Source organism: Candidatus Nitrotoga arctica (assembly GCF_918378365.1).
GTDB classification, from domain to species: Bacteria; Pseudomonadota; Gammaproteobacteria; order Burkholderiales; family Gallionellaceae; genus Nitrotoga; species Nitrotoga arctica.
The window spans coordinates 132,195-148,727 of record NZ_OU912926.1; the positions used below are offsets into that span (position 1 = coordinate 132,195).

The 16,533-nt window shown below is 48.8% G+C and carries 13 protein-coding genes; 4 read left to right on the plus strand and 9 right to left on the minus strand.

Going from position 1 to position 16,533, the window contains the following annotated elements; genetic code table 11:
• Positions 1 to 54 precede the first annotated feature (54 nt).
• On the plus strand, positions 55 to 1,269 hold the full coding sequence (locus MKZ32_RS00610) for an ABC transporter ATP-binding protein (protein ID WP_239795482.1): 1,215 nt from the start codon (positions 55 to 57) through the stop codon (positions 1,267 to 1,269).
• Between the two features lie 88 nt (positions 1,270 to 1,357).
• On the opposite strand, the gene MKZ32_RS00615 is transcribed toward MKZ32_RS00610, so the two are convergent.
• Positions 1,358 to 2,203 (minus strand): gamma-glutamylcyclotransferase family protein, encoded by an 846-nt coding sequence (locus MKZ32_RS00615; protein ID WP_239795483.1) that lies wholly within the window; start codon positions 2,201 to 2,203, stop codon positions 1,358 to 1,360.
• A gap of 500 nt (positions 2,204 to 2,703) precedes the next feature.
• On the opposite strand from MKZ32_RS00615, the gene MKZ32_RS00620 reads away from it, so the two are divergent.
• Positions 2,704 to 3,024 carry a DUF1840 domain-containing protein gene (locus MKZ32_RS00620; protein WP_239795484.1) on the plus strand — a complete coding sequence of 107 codons (321 nt, stop codon included), beginning with the start codon at positions 2,704 to 2,706 and terminating at the stop codon, positions 3,022 to 3,024.
• Between the two features lie 297 nt (positions 3,025 to 3,321).
• Complete coding sequence (locus MKZ32_RS00625) at positions 3,322 to 3,927, plus strand: TIGR02466 family protein (RefSeq protein ID WP_239795485.1); 606 nt, start codon at positions 3,322 to 3,324, stop codon at positions 3,925 to 3,927.
• A 17-nt stretch (positions 3,928 to 3,944) separates the two neighbouring features.
• Here MKZ32_RS00625 and MKZ32_RS00630 read toward each other — a convergent pair whose 3' ends face one another.
• Positions 3,945 to 4,826: an SDR family oxidoreductase gene (locus tag MKZ32_RS00630; protein ID WP_239795486.1), complete on the minus strand. Its 882-nt coding sequence runs from the start codon at positions 4,824 to 4,826 to the stop codon at positions 3,945 to 3,947.
• 55 nt (positions 4,827 to 4,881) lie between these two features.
• Here MKZ32_RS00630 and MKZ32_RS00635 point away from each other — a divergent pair, with 55 nt between their 5' ends.
• Positions 4,882 to 5,892: a CDP-6-deoxy-delta-3,4-glucoseen reductase gene (locus MKZ32_RS00635; protein WP_239795487.1), complete on the plus strand. Its 1,011-nt coding sequence runs from the start codon at positions 4,882 to 4,884 to the stop codon at positions 5,890 to 5,892.
• 144 nt (positions 5,893 to 6,036) lie between these two features.
• Here MKZ32_RS00635 and msbA read toward each other — a convergent pair whose 3' ends face one another.
• From msbA to MKZ32_RS00670, 7 genes are all read right to left on the minus strand, one after another.
• A complete protein-coding gene (msbA, locus tag MKZ32_RS00640; RefSeq protein WP_239795488.1) occupies positions 6,037 to 7,794 on the minus strand; it encodes a lipid A export permease/ATP-binding protein MsbA in 1,758 nt (585 codons plus the stop codon).
• A 374-nt stretch (positions 7,795 to 8,168) separates the two neighbouring features.
• The gene (locus tag MKZ32_RS00645) at positions 8,169 to 8,963 is read right to left on the minus strand and encodes a histone (protein ID WP_239795489.1); all 795 of its coding nucleotides are present in this window, start codon (positions 8,961 to 8,963) and stop codon (positions 8,169 to 8,171) included.
• Between the two features lie 98 nt (positions 8,964 to 9,061).
• The gene (locus tag MKZ32_RS00650) at positions 9,062 to 10,111 is read right to left on the minus strand and encodes a ribonucleotide-diphosphate reductase subunit beta (protein WP_239795490.1); all 1,050 of its coding nucleotides are present in this window, start codon (positions 10,109 to 10,111) and stop codon (positions 9,062 to 9,064) included.
• Positions 10,108 to 12,879 carry a ribonucleoside-diphosphate reductase subunit alpha gene (locus MKZ32_RS00655; RefSeq protein ID WP_239795491.1) on the minus strand — a complete coding sequence of 924 codons (2,772 nt, stop codon included), beginning with the start codon at positions 12,877 to 12,879 and terminating at the stop codon, positions 10,108 to 10,110. Before MKZ32_RS00655 ends, MKZ32_RS00650 begins: the two co-directional genes overlap by 4 nt.
• A gap of 187 nt (positions 12,880 to 13,066) precedes the next feature.
• Entirely contained in the window at positions 13,067 to 13,600 is a 534-nt protein-coding gene (gene ampD, locus MKZ32_RS00660) for a 1,6-anhydro-N-acetylmuramyl-L-alanine amidase AmpD (RefSeq protein ID WP_239795492.1), read from the minus strand.
• 3 nt (positions 13,601 to 13,603) lie between these two features.
• Positions 13,604 to 14,962: a sigma-54-dependent transcriptional regulator gene (locus MKZ32_RS00665; protein WP_239795493.1), complete on the minus strand. Its 1,359-nt coding sequence runs from the start codon at positions 14,960 to 14,962 to the stop codon at positions 13,604 to 13,606.
• Positions 14,952 to 16,505, minus strand: a complete 1,554-nt coding sequence (locus MKZ32_RS00670; RefSeq protein WP_239795494.1) for a sensor histidine kinase — start codon at positions 16,503 to 16,505, stop codon at positions 14,952 to 14,954. Before MKZ32_RS00670 ends, MKZ32_RS00665 begins: the two co-directional genes overlap by 11 nt.
• Between the last annotated feature and the right edge of the window lie 28 nt (positions 16,506 to 16,533).

A 16,533-nucleotide genomic window follows, 5' to 3' on the forward strand; every position in this document is an offset into this window, starting at 1 on the left:
TACGAATTCCGCCAAATTTGCATTTCCCCTTAACTTGTTACCGACACGAATATTGTGCGAATACCTCTTATCAGCCTAACTAACATCGGCAAGAATTATCCCAGCGTAGCCACTGGTGGGAACCGGTTGCGCACGATTGCTGCCTTGCTGTTCAAGCGTGGTGAGGTGCCCCATTTCTGTGCACTACAGGGGGTCAACCTGGAACTGAAAGCAGGCGAGTCGCTTGGACTGATTGGCGAAAATGGTGCTGGTAAATCCACGCTGTTGAAAATCATTGCCGGGGTGGTCAAGCCCTCCACTGGCCAAGTGGTGGTTAATGGACGTATCGGTGCTTTGCTGGAACTGGGCAGCGGGTTCCACCCCGAATATAACGGCTTGGAAAACATCCATCTGGCGGCCGCGCTGATGGGTATGAGCAACGCAGAAATCGACAGCAAACTGGATTCCATAATTGAATTCGCCGATATTGGTTCCCATATTGCGGAACCGATCAAGCATTACTCGTCGGGCATGGTGGTGCGGCTGGGTTTTGCCGTAGCAACCGCCATGCAACCGGATATTTTGATTACTGACGAAGTGCTGGCTGTGGGCGATGAGTCGTTTCAGAAAAAGTGCATTCGCTGGATCGAAGGTTATTTGAGTCAAGGCGGGACATTACTGTTGTGCTCGCACAGTATGTTCCATATTCAGACGCTGTGTCAGAAGGCAGTATGGATTCATGATGGGCAGTTGCATATGTACGGCGACAGTTTTGACGTTACGCGTGAATACCTGACCTACCACGAAGAAAAGAATAGCAAAGCGGCGCATTTGGAACGTGTGGTACAGCCAAGTGGAATATACACAATTCGCAAATTTTGGTTGGAGAATGATGTGGGTGTGGTAACTACGGTGGCTGAGATGGATGGCGTATTGCGTATTTGTGGTGTGGCACATTCTCCCGATGATCGGCCGCCAGTGATTCTGTTTGGTATCGTTCGAGTCGATGGAACGCCAGTTTACGGTACTCATTCAAACGAAACAGCGTACCTTCCAAATAAAATTGCGCCCTCGCAATATGGTTTTTGTATTCGTCTTTCTAATCTTCAGTTATTGCCAGGAAAATATACCATTCGCGCTCATGCAATGGATCCTGAAGGATTGCGACTCTTTGATACCGTGACTACTTCGGTGCGAATCACCGGGCAGACCCGCGATTATGGCTTATGCCGTTTAGAACATGAGTGGATGCCCGCAAGAGAGGATTTTATTGCCATGGAGGATAATTAAACTTGAGTGCAGGAGCTGTGTTTGTCACTTCTGCCACATTTTTATTTTGGAATAATGTAAAAATAATGACCTTGTATGATTATTCTGGCTATTCAATACGGATATGCTGAAAATACTGTGGTAGATGTTCATTGAGAAGCTGGTCAATTTGCCCGGCTTTGGGTTGGTAGATAAAAGGACGCCGTGGATAGATTCGATCATTCATCCACTGAATCGACCAATTACTTGTGGTAACAAGACACTGCCTGGCAAAATCTTTTAGTTCAAAACGTTGTTCCAGTTCCAGGCAGCCGGATAAGAAAATATCCACATAGGACTGAACAATGGGATAGCGTCTGTTCGCTGTAGCAATGGTGTCTGGTTTATTGACGTAAATCCAGGTTTGTCCGGGCGACAGTGGAATATCTTGCTTAAGTAATGAAAAGTTTTCGGATCCCACTGCTAATCGACAATAAGAAAATTCTCGCTTATCCATAGTGCTGATTTCTGTTACATCAATAGTATAAATGGCGGCATTCAGCGCACTCTCTTTACTTTGTACCACACCCAAAAAAGTGGTGCTAAACCCAACCCCGCTACCTTTAGTAAACCAGCCACGTTGATACCCATTGACTTTAACGGGATAAGAAATATTGGCATTAGGCGTCGTTCGTCGACGCGATTCATCTTGCATCAAGCTGCCATAGCCAATAATGTATTGCATTTTTGCAGGGTCAGGCGCGGCATTACAATTACCACTATGGTTTTCAGCCAGTTTTTTTAATTCATCATCCGCCATGATCAGGGTTTCTTGAGCAGGCTTTTGTATGCCTGCCCCTTGAGGTTGCCGAACGTCATATTCCTGAGATTTATTCATAGGTGTTGCATTTGCGCTGGTTGCAAATAGGTATATTGTTAATGTCCAAAGCAGTGCAGGGGAATTTGATTTATTCATAAACTTTCGTCTTTGTTAATTAAAGGGCCAGATTTTTAATCTGTCTCCGCACTTTGAAGTTTAGCTAAAATTGTTTGCGCTTGTAGAGGAGGCTACGAACTTATTCGTATTTTGGTTATTTGCTGTTCATTATCCAACAATCGATGGGTGAGGGTCAGCACAAAAATTCTTTGTTGCTGACTACCGACGGTATTTTGAAGTTGCCAATTTAAATAGTTTCGCTCCATTTTTTCTATTGCATGCATTACAAAAATTGCCTACAGTGAATTAGAATGGTCAACCAGTCTGACCGGATTTTTACTGTGTGTGCTACTGCACAGCGCTGCTACCATTTGCTGGCTCATTATTGAAACTGCTGCATATCGGAAATTGACCAAGTATTATTTAGAACCCTTACCTGTATTGGCTTTCTCTATGATTGGGTAATGATTTTTATTTGATAATAAAAAATTTCAATCATGCCAATACTCGGAAAGCGTAAAGACTCCTGGAGATAATTTATGTTGGTAACGTTCACATCCAAAGCATATCCTGATATAACCATGTTCGGTGAGGCAGCGCTACACTTGATCAAGATGATGGGGCACAGTGGCGTAGTGCCCAGCGCTATCATGGCCGAGGATGTCCCTGCAGCACTTGAGCGCTTGAAAAATGCTATCCAGTCGGACAGTAGATTGCCGCCCCCGGCAAAGTCTAGCGATGTCCAGGATAAAGAATCCCATGAGCAAAATGTGAGCCTAAAAAACCGGGCTTTACCTTTGATTGAATTACTCTCAGCGGCCGCCAAAGAAAAATGTGATGTGATGTGGAAAACAATATAGGTGTTACGGCACTTTTCAGCTGATCAGGGATATCTTTTTTTCAGGCTTGATATTTTCAATGCTGACTTCAGTAGCATGAGTAATATATAAGATATGCGTTTGCAATCTGTAAATAAACTCGGGAATAGCAAATCGCAGCAAATTATATGCCAAAAAAATATAGTGAATTGACCATTCCATATTGAAACAAGCAAATATAATTTTTATTCAGGTGGTTATAAACTGCTCATTGCTTATTCTGGTTGCCACATATTTATGTTTTCCCCGTGATTTTTGAAGTTCAGGAGATGTGAAACGATGAACCTTGATACCTATTTTTCGACACCTGTTTGGTGGGATAAGCTGGATATTGATGCTGATGCCATTTTTAATTTTTGTCATCGATTGAAGCAATCCGATCCACGTGGACATGATGTTAGTAATGTTGGGGGGTGGCAATCCAAAGAGTTTTACTATGGTGACCATCCGGAATTAACTCCTTTATTAAATGAAATTTTACGTAGGTCAAAAAAATGTTTATCTGATTTTGGATATGATGAAGTAAATTTTGAAACTTATATGGATAATGTATGGGTAAACATTAATAAGTTAAATAATTACAATAAAATTCACATTCATTGCTCATCGTTTATATCTGGTGCTTATTACGTTACCGACTCTAATGCTCAAATAGAGTTTTACAGGAATTTTCAAGAGCAGTATTCCATAGAATCTCTAGCGCCCATTTCAGAGCTTAATGCAATTAATGCGCCAAAGTTTTCATATCCGGCAAGAAAAAACCATCTAGTAATGTTCCCGTCCTGGTTGCCCCATTCAGTCGAGCCAAATCAGGAAGACATTGAAAGAATATCAATATCTTTTAATATAAGAATAAGAAAAAAGGAACGGCAGGATAAAAGTTGAATCCGAATTCAATGCAGTTAGATGTCCAGGTTGGGTTTGTGGATAATTTTCAGAGCATCCGCCACAGTCGAATAGAGCAACATTATTTTCAGTTCGCGTTTCATGCGCGTGTTCGTCAGGCGGCGTGATTCATTCATGAACGAAAGCAAGGTTTTTGGCAAGGTCTGTTGTGCCTGCTCACGGCTGATACGTGGCGCATGCGGTAAACCAAATGCATCTGCCACACTATCAAAATAGTCCCCCATCTTTAGTTCGCTGTCATCACTGGTGTGGTACACCCGATTCGGTTTTGCATGGCGTAATGCCGCAGTCACGATACGCGAGAGATCGTCTGCATGAATGTGATTGGTATGGCTATCTTCTGCTGCCATGATTACTGGTGTGCCTTGCTGCAAGCGATGCAGCGGTAGCCGATCCGCCGCATAGATACCTGGTACACGTAGGATAATGGCACGCACGTTGGTGCGTTTTGCCCAGCTGCGAATTTTATTTTCCGCGTCCACTCTGCGCTGAGCGCGCGCAGTTTGCGCATTCAGTGTATGGGTCTCCGTGACTGACTCCCCAGCGCAATCGCCATATACCCCGCTAGTGCTGATATATAGAATACTCCCAGGTAGTGTGCCGCGCGATAAAACGGCTAGCAAATTGCGGGTGCGAGTATCGCTTTGGCCAGTATTCGGCGGCGGCGCAAAATGCAGCACGGTGTGCGCCAGCCCGGTCAGTCGACGCAGGCTACGTGCATTATCCAGATCGCCCGGCAACGGGGTGATGCCTGCCGCGCGTAATTCAGCGAAACGTGCAGTATTACGTAGCAGTCCAAACAAGCGGTAATGGCCGTTTAACAGGCGCGCAACCCGCATGGCGATATCGCCGCAGCCAACAATCAAGATTCGTTTCATTGCATGATTATGCGTTAAAATTGCCGCTTTTGCGCATGTGGCAAACGAGATATACATGGCATTCAACGTTCTTATTAAACCAAGCGATCATAGTTTCATCATGGAAGCCGACGAAACCATCCTTGAGGCGGGACTGAGGCATGGCTTTATTTTGCCTTACAGTTGCCGGGACGGCGTATGCGGGACATGCAAGGGTTTGTTGCTGCAAGGCACAGTGGATTACGGCAAGTACGAGGACAGTATATTGAGTGAAGCAGATAAAGCAGAGGGTATGGCCCTGTTTTGCTGCGCCAAACCTACGTCCGATCTGATTATTGAGTGTCGTGAAGTGAATGCTGCAAAAGACATTCCGGTGAAAACCCTGCCCTGCCGCGTACACAAGTTGGAACGACTTGATGACGTAATGGTGCTTTACCTCAAGTTGCCTGCCAACGAGCGTTTGCAGTTCCTTGCGGGACAATATATCGATATTCTTATGAAAGGCGGTAAGGCGCGCAGCTTCTCACTGGCCAATGCTCCACATGATGACGAGTTTCTGCAGCTACATGTGCGAAACATTTCAGGTGGCGAGTTCACAAAGCATGTTTTCATGCAAATGAAAGAGCGTGACATCCTGCGTTTCAAGGGGCCGCTAGGTTCTTTTTTCCTGCGTGAAGATAGCAGCAAACCTGTGGTGTTTGTCGCCAGCGGCACCGGCTTCGCACCAATCAAGTCTATCATCGAACATGCACTGTACGTTGGGGTGAAACGTTCTATGCATTTTTATTGGGGGGCGCATAAATTGAGTGGTCTCTATATGCTCGATAAAGCCAGGGAATGGGAAACTCATGGCATAAAATTTACACCGGTCTTGTCGGAAGCGTTGCCAGCGGATGAATGGCAAGGCAGGACGGGCTTCGTGCATGAGGCTGTACTCGAAGATTACCCCGATTTGTTCGGCTACCAAGTGTATGCCTGCGGTGCACCAGTAGTCGTGGAAGCAGCACACCGTGACTTTACGACCTTGCGCGGATTGCCCAACGAGGAATTCTTCTCTGACGCGTTTACTCCCGCACCCAAAGCTTAATTTTCAGGCACTCGCAAGGGCACGCCATAAATCCAAGTTCCTATTTGTGCCCTTTTTCTTGAGGGTTGATGTTGGCAACAAATAAATTTGTTGCCAACATCATGAACACTTAGCTCTAGCTTGCGAATACGCCGAACGTATTGATTATCCCGGATTGTCGCGGGTAATATCATTCCACATGAATTGGCTACGGTGCAGCTGTGCGTACACATCCCCCTTGGCAAGCAATTCCTGGTGAGTGCCGATTTCAACAATTTCGCCTTTTTGCAATACAACAATTCTGTCGGCTTTTTCAATGGTGGACAAACGATGAGCAATTATCAGCGTGGTACGCCCCTGCATTAGGGTTTCTAGCGCAGCTTGTACATGACGTTCAGATTCGCTATCCAATGCGGATGTGGCTTCATCCAGAATAAGAACAGGTGCATTTTTGAGAATAGCGCGAGCAATGGCAATGCGTTGGCGCTGTCCGCCAGACATGCGTACCCCCCTTTCACCCACCAGTGTTTGCAAACCTTGTGGCATTTCACTAATAAATTCCATTGCATGGGCGGCCTGCGCGGCGGCAATGATTTCTGTCTCCGGTACTTTGCGCATCTGGCCATAGGCAATGTTGGCTGCAACGGTGTCATTGAATAGCACCACATCTTGACTTACCAGTGCGATATTAGCGCGCAGGCTGGCCAGCGTAAGCTCCGCAAGGTCATAACTGTCCAGTGTGATGTGTCCGTTATTCGGGGAATAGAAGCGCGGCACGAGGTTGGCCAGAGTGCTTTTGCCACCGCCTGAGGCACCAACCAGCGCGACTGTCTGCCCTGCAGGAATTTCCAGGTTAATGTCACGCAATGCCAATTTTTCGTCTTTCTGATAAGAAAAGTTTACATGTTCAAATTTTAGCCGGCCAGAGGCGTGAGTAATTAATTTCTTGCCGGTATCTATTTCACTTGGCGTATCAAGCAACTCAAACACGCTTTCTGAAGCCGCCAGTCCGCGCTGCAAATGCTCACTGACGCTGGCGAGCCGTTTTAGCGGCGGGGTCAACATCAACATGGCTGTAATAAAGGAAAGGAAGCCACCCACCGTGGTTTCATCGCTGCGCGATTGCTCGGTAGCGAGATAAACGATGGCTGCAAGTGCCACTGCTGCCACCATCTGCACGATGGGTATGTTGGCGGCGGCGGCGGTGGCCTGTTTCATGGTGTGACGGCGTACCCAGTTAGCCTGGCTGCTAAAGCGCTGGCTTTCATATTGCTGTCCACCGAAAAGTTTAACCACCTTGTGCGCGGTCACACTCTCTTCAATCACTTGGGTGATGTCTCCCATCGCGCGTTGCGAATTGCGGCTGGTTACACGCAAGCGGCCGCTGATGGTTTTCATGATAAAGATAATGACAGGCGCCATGATCAAGCTGAGTAGAGTGAGCTTCCAGTTGAGGTAAAAAAGCCAGCCCAGCAGTCCCGCAATCATGAGGGAATCACGGATACCAATGGTCACTACGGTTGTAGCGGCAGCTGTTACCTGGGTTACATCAAAGGTCAATTTTGAGATCAGGTTGCCAGTCGTATGGTCATCATAAAAGCGCGCAGGCAGGGAAAGCAACTTGCTGAACATTTTATCACGCAAGTCCATCACTACCTTACTTCCCACCCAGGTGATAGTGTAGGTGGCAACAAAAGTAGCCAACCCGCGAACAAGAAAAATCGCCAAGATGAACAGAGGGATCAATCGGATGATAGTTTCATCTTTATGCACGAATGTGCCGTCTAGCATGGTTTTGAGCAAAACCGGCAGTAGCGGCTCAGTAGCCGCAGCCACCACCATGCCAAGGATGGAAAGTGCAAATATACGCCAGTAGGGTTTGATATAGTTGAGCAACCGCAAATAAAGCTGTGAACTGGTCATATTTATAGCGCGTACGCTAGGTTTGCAGTGTTATTAAATTCTTTTCGACCTGATTTGCATTGCACCGCAAGTTGTCACTCAGTTTCTGAGGCGGGTATGCATAAATAGTGTGCTGCGAGAGAGCCGGCTGATAATGGACCTAAGAAATACTGGTACATTGTTTCAACCATTTTATGGCCGGCTATCATTCGCTTACCGTAAAGAGCAGTCGTTTTGCTGCATTTCCTCCCACCTTATCAGCTCTTGCTTTCTGCATCGGTGTCAAAGAAAAGAAGCGCATGCAGACTTGCGTGCGCCCAGTGGGGCAAACCCGTAAACTGTGAATGATCAGCCCTGTTCAATAAGTTAGGGCTGCATTAACATGTCTACCTACATTAATTTGGCTTGTTAATGCCTGGTGTAGGAAAAGGCCAAATCGCAGCCGGGCGCACCGATGCCGGAGTTGAAGCTGAAGGAGCCGGAGCTGTCTTAACTTGGACAGAGGGTTTTTTTTCAGGAATGGCTGTTTTAGCCGCAGGCTTCTTGGCTGCCACTGCTGTTTTAGCCGCAGGTTTCTTGGCTGCCACTGCTGTTTTAGCCGCAGGCTTCTTGGCTGCCACTGCTGTTTTAGCCGCAGGTTTCTTGGCTGCCACTGCTGTTTTAGCCGCAGGTTTCTTGGCTGCCACTGCTGTTTTAGCCGCAGGTTTCTTGGCTGCCACTGCTGTTTTAGCCGCAGGCTTCTTGGCTGCCACTGCTGTTTTAGCCGCAGGTTTCTTGGCTGCCACTGCTGTTTTAGCCGCAGGTTTCTTGGCTGCCACTGCTGTTTTAGCCGCAGGTTTCTTGGCTGCCACTGCTGTTTTAGCCGCAGGTTTCTTGGCTGCCACTGCTGTTTTAGCCGCAGGTTTCTTGGCTACCACTGCTGTTTTAGCCGCAGGTTTCTTGGCTACCACTGCTGTTTTAGCCGCAGGTTTCTTGGCTACCACTGCTGTTTTAGCCGCAGGTTTCTTGGCTACCACTGCTGTTTTAGCCGCAGGTTTCTTGGCTACCACTGCTGTTTTAGCCGCAGGTTTCTTGGCTACCACTGCTGTTTTAGCCGCAGGTTTCTTGGCTACCACTGCTGTTTTAGCCGCTGGTTTCTTGGCTGCCACTGCTGTTTTAGCCGCTGGTTTAGCTTTCTGTACTGCTGCCATTTCAACCTCCTTTGGTAATCAAAGTTCAAAGAAATACAACACTAACAACTACTACCTTCCCCAGTACACACTGAATACAGCGTGGTAACCGAAGTCTGTTAATCCCAAGATAATGCGCCCCCTGTCTGATATTCGGTAACGCGCGTTTCGAAGAAGTTTTTCTCCTTCTTGAGATCAATTATTTCCGCCATCCACGGGAACGGATTACCAGCTCCTGGATATAGCACATCCAGCCCGATTTGCTGACAACGGCGGTTGGCGATAAAACGTAGATATTCTTTGAACATGGATGCGTTCATGCCAAGCACGCCACGTGGCATGGTGTCCTCGGCATAACGGTATTCCAGCTCCACGCCTTGCTGCATAAGGCCGCGAATTTCTTCACGAAATTCAGGTGTCCACAGGTGAGGGTTTTCCAGCTTGATCTGATTGATTACATCCACACCGAAATTGAGGTGCATGGATTCGTCGCGCATGATGTACTGGTACTGTTCGGCGGCACCGGTCATTTTATTCTGACGACCAAGCGCTAAAATTTGCACGAAGCCGACATAGAAGAACAGTCCTTCCATGATGCAGGCGAACACAATCAGACTGCGTAATAATTGGCGATCCGTTTCTGGTGTACCTGTCTTGAAGTTCGGATTGGTCAGGGTATCGATAAAGGGCAGTAAAAATTCATCTTTTTCACGTATGCTGGAAACCTCATGATACATGTTGAAAATTTCGCCCTCATCTAGACCCAGGCTTTCAACGATGTATTGGTAGGCATGTGTGTGAATCGCCTCCTCGAACGCCTGGCGCAGCAGGTACTGGCGGCATTCAGGGTTGGTGATGTGGCGGTAGGTGCCGAGCACGATGTTGTTAGCTGCGAGACTGTCTGCTGTGGTGAAGAATCCAAGATTGCGCTTAACCATGAGGCGTTCATCATCGGTCAGCCCGTTGGGGTTCTTCCACAGCGCAATATCGGCGGACATATTGACCTCTTGCGGCATCCAGTGGTTGGCGCAGGCGGAGATGTACTTCTCCCAAGCCCATTTATACTTGAATGGCACTAGTTGATTAACGTCTGCATTGCAGTTGATGATGCGCTTGTCTTCCACGCGTATCCGTCCAGCTGAGCTGGACGCAATGGTATAGTCATTCATTGGCATGACTCGCATTCCGGGTTGTCAATTGCGCACATCTGCACCGCATTCAGTTCGCCAGCGCGCGAGGTAGATTTCTCCGTAGAAGTCGCGCCCATTGTGCGTAGATAATATGTAGTCTTCAGGCCGCGCAGCCACGCCAGCTTGTAAGTTTCATCGAGCTTGCGCCCCGACACGCCAGCCATGTAGATGTTCAGTGATTGTGCTTGGTCAATCCATTTCTGGCGCCGTGCTGCCGCTTCTATTACCCATTGCGGCTCAATCTCGAATGCGGTTGCATACAGGCTGCGCAATTCGGCCGGGATGCGATCAATTTTGGCAAGGCTTCCATCAAAATATTTTAGGTCGGCTATCATCACCTCATCCCACAGTCCCAATCGCTTGAGGTCATTCACCAGATATTCGTTGATGACGGTGAACTCACCGGATAGGTTCGATTTTACAAACAAGTTCTGGTAAGTAGGCTCGATGCAGGCCGATACGCCAATGATGTTTGATATAGTCGCAGTAGGCGCAATGGCCACGCAGTTTGAGTTGCGCATGCCGTACTGCCTGATGCGCGCGCGCAGTTTGCCCCAGTCCATGCTGGCGGACATATCTACCTCCACATGCCCGCCGCGTGACTGACGCAGGAGTTCCAGCGTATCCTGCGGCAATATGCCCTGATCCCACAGGCTGCCATTATAGCTCTCGTAGCGGCCTCGTTCTTCGGCCAGTTCTGTGGATGCCAAATAGGCGTAATAGCACACTGCTTCCATGGAGCTGTCGGCAAATTCGACTGCTTTTTTCGAGGCATAGGGTATCCGCAGTTCATGCAGGCAGTCCTGAAACCCCATGATGCCCAACCCAACCGGGCGGTGTCGGAGATTGGAGTTGCGCGCCTTTTCAACGGCGTAATAGTTGATGTCGATTACGTTGTCCAACATACGCATGGCCGTGGTAATGGTGCGCTTGAGTTTTTCATGGTCAAGCTGGCCGAATGCGTTCAGATGCGCCTTGAGATTGACCGAGCCAAGGTTGCATACCGCGATTTCGGATTCAGAAGTATTCAGCGTAATTTCAGTGCATAAATTAGAGCTATGCACTACGCCGACGTGTTGTTGTGGCGAGCGTATGTTGCATGGGTCTTTGAAGGTGATCCACGGGTGGCCGGTTTCAAACAGCATGGTTAGCATTTTGCGCCACATGTTGGCTGCCGAAATTTTTTTGAATAGGGTGATCTCGCCGTTTGCTGCTTTGGCCTCATAAGCTATGTAGGCACGCTCGAACTCCGTGCCGAATTTGTCGTGCAGGTCGGGGCAGGTTGATGGCGAAAACAGTGTCCATTCCCCGTCTTCCATGACGCGTTTCATGAACAGGTCGGGTATCCAGTTAGCTGTATTCATATCATGGGTACGACGGCGGTCGTCGCCCGTATTCTTGCGCAACTCAAGAAATTCCTCGATATCCAGATGCCATGTTTCCAGATAAGCGCATACCGCGCCCTTTCTTTTGCCTCCTTGGTTGACTGCCACGGCAGTGTCATTGGCGACTTTCAGGAACGGCACCACGCCTTGTGATTTGCCGTTGGTGCCCTTGATGTGCGCGCCCATAGAACGTACGGGTGTCCAGTCGTTGCCAAGGCCGCCGGAGTATTTGGCCAGAAGAGCGTTTTCCTTTACCGCTTCAAAGATACCCGCCAGGTCGTCCGGAACGGTAGTAAGGTAGCAGGAAGAAAGTTGCGAACGGATCGCCCCGGAGTTGAACAGGGTAGGCGTTGAACTCATGAAATCGAAGCTGGACAGCAGATGATAGAACTCGATAGCGCGTGCATCGCGGTCACTCTCCCTGAGCGCCAGACCCATAGCCACGCGCATAAAAAATGCCTGTGGCAGCTCGATGCGGTTTTCATTTATGTGCAGGAAGTAACGGTCATATAGGGTTTGCAGGCCAAGATAGCTAAACTGCAAGTCACGGCTTGCAGTTAGTTCATTAGCCAATCGCGGCAGGTCAAAATTCGCCATGTCACGGTCAAGCAGTTCGGCCTCAATGCCGCGCTTAATAAATGAGGGAAAATATTCAGCATAACGCGTTGCCATGTCGGCGTCTTCGCCAATAACATCACAGCAAATGTTGTTCAGCAGCAGGCGAGCGGTAACGAAGCTATAGGCCGGGTCATGTTCGATCATCGCACGAGCGGCAAGGATGGCACACTTGCGTACCTCTTCAACGGGTACGCCATCATAAAGATCACGTAGTGTCAGCTTTAGAATCGGGTCTGCACTTACCGCGTTGCCGAGTCCTTCACAAGCTGCCGTGATCCGTGCCGCAAGTCTTGCCTCATCCAGCGGGCGAAGCACACCCTTGTCGTTGACTTGAAGAACATGTGCAGGCGCGATTTTTTCCTTGGCCCGTTCACGCGTGCGTTCCTCGCGGTAAAGCACGTAGGAGCGGGCTACATCGTGTTCCCCGGAACGCATCAGAGCCAGTTCGACTTGATCCTGTATATCTTCGATATGCAGCGTCCCGCCGTACGGGTGGCGGCGCAACAGCGCATTAACTACAGTTTCGGTTAATTGGTTAACCAGTTCGCGCACGCGCGCGGATGCTTCGCCGTTTACGGCGATAAATGCCTTGGTCAACGCAATGGAAATTTTAGTTGCTTCAAAAGCAACTACGGAACCATTGCGGCGGATCACCTTGTGTTGGTCAAAAGGAATGCTGGCAGAAGTCGTGGCGTCGTCGGAAATGACGTGTGCCGACACTGGAGAGGAGGACAAACCTAACATAATAATTATCGCTCTATTTAGTGATTAGACCGTATCAAAACTACTATATATAGTATTTAATCGATTTTACAGTAGCGATTGTAGTAGGAAGCAATTAAACAAACAAGTATAAAAAAGCAAGAACAGCACAACGTGTTTCAATCAGAGCGAATATAGTTATGTATTCCATATTGCTACTCGCTTTCAATCACTCCCTTGCAAGATAACGCGGCCAGTCAAATTCATGCCCAGGATCTGTCTTCCGTCCCGGTGCAATGTCTGAGTGCCCTGCAATTTCACGAATCGGATAGGCACGTTTGAGCACTCGCGTCAGCCGGATTAGTCCAGCATACTGTTGATCGCTGAATGGCAGGAAGTCTGTGCCTTCTAACTCTACGCCTATGGAAAAATCATTACAGGCCGTGCGTCCGTGCCACATAGATACACCGGCATGCCAGGCGCGCTTGTTGCAAGGCACGAACTGAGTAATCTCGCCCGTGCGCTGTATTAAAAAATGAGCAGAAACTCTCACCCCTTTGAGTTGAGCAAAATAGGGATGTGCATCCGTATCAAGAGTATTGGTAAATAACTGTGCAATCGCCTGGCCACCGAACTCACCCGGTGGCAGGCTGATATTGTGAATCACCAATAAGTCTATGGTGGTACCAGACGGACGAAAATCACAGTTGGGCGAAGCAAGACGGCGCATACCGCTGACCCATCCATTTGCGCCAACTTTCACTGCTTATTCATCCTTATCGGTGATGCCCAACCGGTCCATGCGATAGCGTAAGGCGCGAAAAGTCACTCCCAGCACCTTGGCCGCAGCTGTGCGGTTGAAATTGGTCTGCTGTAATGCCTCTAGAATAGCTGCGCGTTCGACGCTATCCAGATAATCGGTAAGCGGGTATTTGCCAGCTACACTTGGTTTGGCGGTCATTCCAGAAAAATCAGTGGGCGTTAGCTGCAAATCGGCTGGCACGATAATGCCGTCCGAACATAATGCAAGGGCGCGCTCGATTATATTTTCCAGTTCGCGCACATTACCCGGAAAATCGTATTGTTGAAGTGCCTTCAAAGCTGACGATGCCAATTCGACTTTCGCATCACCACACAAACGAGCTAAAAAATGGTTGGCGACCTCGGTAATGTCATCGCGCATTGCGCGCAACGGTGGCATAAGCAAGGTAATCACATTCAAACGATAATACAAATCCTGACGGAATTTCCCCTGCTGTACTTGCTCTGCCAACGCGTTGTGGGTGGCGCTGATGATACGCACATCCACCGGCTCTTCCTGCGTAGCGCCCACCTTACGCACTTTTTTTTCCTGGATTACCCGCAACAACTTTACTTGCATGGAGAGAGGCAGATCGGCCACCTCGTCTAGGAATAGAGTGCCGCCATTGGCAGCTTGAAATAAACCCTCGCGATCCTTTTCTGCACCGGTGAATGCACCCTTGCGATAACCAAAAAATTCGCTTTCCATGAGCGTTTCCGGGATTGCACCGCAGTTTACCGTGATGAAGGGTTGGTCGCGCCGAGCACTTTTTTCAACGATCAGTCGCGCAGCCAGTTCTTTTCCACTACCTGATTCGCCACTGATATGTACCGGTGCCTGGCTACGTGCCACCCGATCGATCAGGTCGCGCACCTTTTCCATGGCCGGGGAGAGTCCCAGCAATGTTCGCACGCCTTTCCGTACGGTGGCAGACGGTGGCGGCAGTTTGAGCACAGCATTGACCAAGGCACGCAACTGAGTCAACGCAACTGGCTTGGGGAGGTAATCGAAAGCGCCCGCCTTAAGTGCAAAAATCGCATTTTCCATGTTGCCATGCGCGGTAATCACCGCGACTGGCACATGCATGTTACGAGCAATAATATATTGCACCACCTCCAGTCCTTCTCCATCCGGCAGACGCATATCTGTCAGACATAGCTGATATGTTTTAGTATTTAATTGTTGCAAAGCTTCTTGCACATTACTAGCGCGGTCAACCTGCAATCCCATGCGTAGCAGCGCCAACTCGATCAACTCCAATATATCCGGCTCGTCATCCACTACCAAGACGCGCGCAGTGCTGGCCTGTCTATCAACGTTCATTTTGATCTCCAAACACAATACGGAAACAGGCACCGCCATTTGCTGGCTGCCTATATTCAAGCGTTGCCCCGTTAGCCTCGCATAGTTCGCGTGCAATATATAGGCCTAAACCGGTGCCACCGGCCGTCATGGTAAAGAAAGGCTCAAATAATTGTTGAACGGTCTCGGGGGCAACTGGAGGCCCGTCGTTCAGAATTTCCAGTATCGTCCTCCCATCATTGGAGCACCATGCACACAGTTGCACACTGCCTGCCAGCTTGCTGCAATAACGCAGAGCGTTGCGGCATAAATTCCACAATACTTGATCGAGATGGCCAAGATCAAACCTGATTACGCAAGCTGAGGTAATCTTAATTAAAAATATCTCCTGCGACACGCCTTGGGTATGACGCAACCCTTCAATATAGAGGGGCAGTTTTTCTGTTAAATTATAATCTTCACTTTGCACCCTGTCGCGCCGGTTCAACTGCAGGACATCTTCCACGATGTGGTTCAACCTTGCGGCATTGTCCATAATGATCTGAAACAAACGAGTCTGCCCCGGATCGTGCTTCTCTTCTTGTAGTAGTTCAGTTGCGTAGCTAATAGCCGACAGTGGGTTGCGCACCTCATGGGCAATGTTGGCGGTCAATCGTCCCAGTGCTGCGAGTTTGATCTGCTGAGCCTGCGCCTGAACGCGTTGCATATCCTCAAGAAAAATTATCGCGCCCCAAAATCCCTCGCGCTCTACTGGCAGGAAACGCACACGCACCTGATGATTGGTTATAGGTAAACGTAATACTTCATGTCCACGCCCCTGGTGCAGCCGCCAAACGGCGAATCGATCTGCCAGTAGAGGCGCACAACTTTCCAGCGTGGCATTGTCAGTATTTGAAAACGTGTACCCAAGCAAACGCTCCACACCAGGATTGTACTGCTTGACCATTCCGCTTTCATTCACCACCAGCACGCCGTCTGGCATATCCTGAATCACCAGTCTGTTAGTTTCCGCCATGTTGGCCAGATCTACACCGCGCAGAGCGGCCAAATTTTCGCTGGCAATGGCATACTTGGCCATGGTATGTGCCAGCCAGGCAACGGCAAAATAAGCGGTGCTCAATAATCCGGCCTGCATATATTGGGCTACCGCCGCATCTTGGGTAAGCACTGCATAAGAATGCTGCAATAACACTGCAATGCTGGCAAGTGCCGCGAAAAACAGAGTAATCTTGCCACGGCTGATCAATCCTGTAGCGGTCAGTGATACTAGTAGCAACACGCCTAAACCGCTTTGTATGCCCCCGCTGGCGTGCGACAAAACTGTTATGCAAACAATATCTGTTCCCACCTGAAATGCCAATTGCAAGTCAAATCGTGGCCGACGTAACTTGATGGTTAGAAGCGAGATCAAGGTCATTACGATGTATACGAGACTGGTGCGAAAGAACAGCGATGGAGCGCTTGAACCTAACGACAGGGCATCACCAAAAATGCTCACCAGAAATACAAATAGTCCGCTCAGGGTCAGCCGGTACAGATTGAAGAAGTAAATTGAGCGCCACATGGCGTCCGGTGCTGGCGCAGAATAAGAT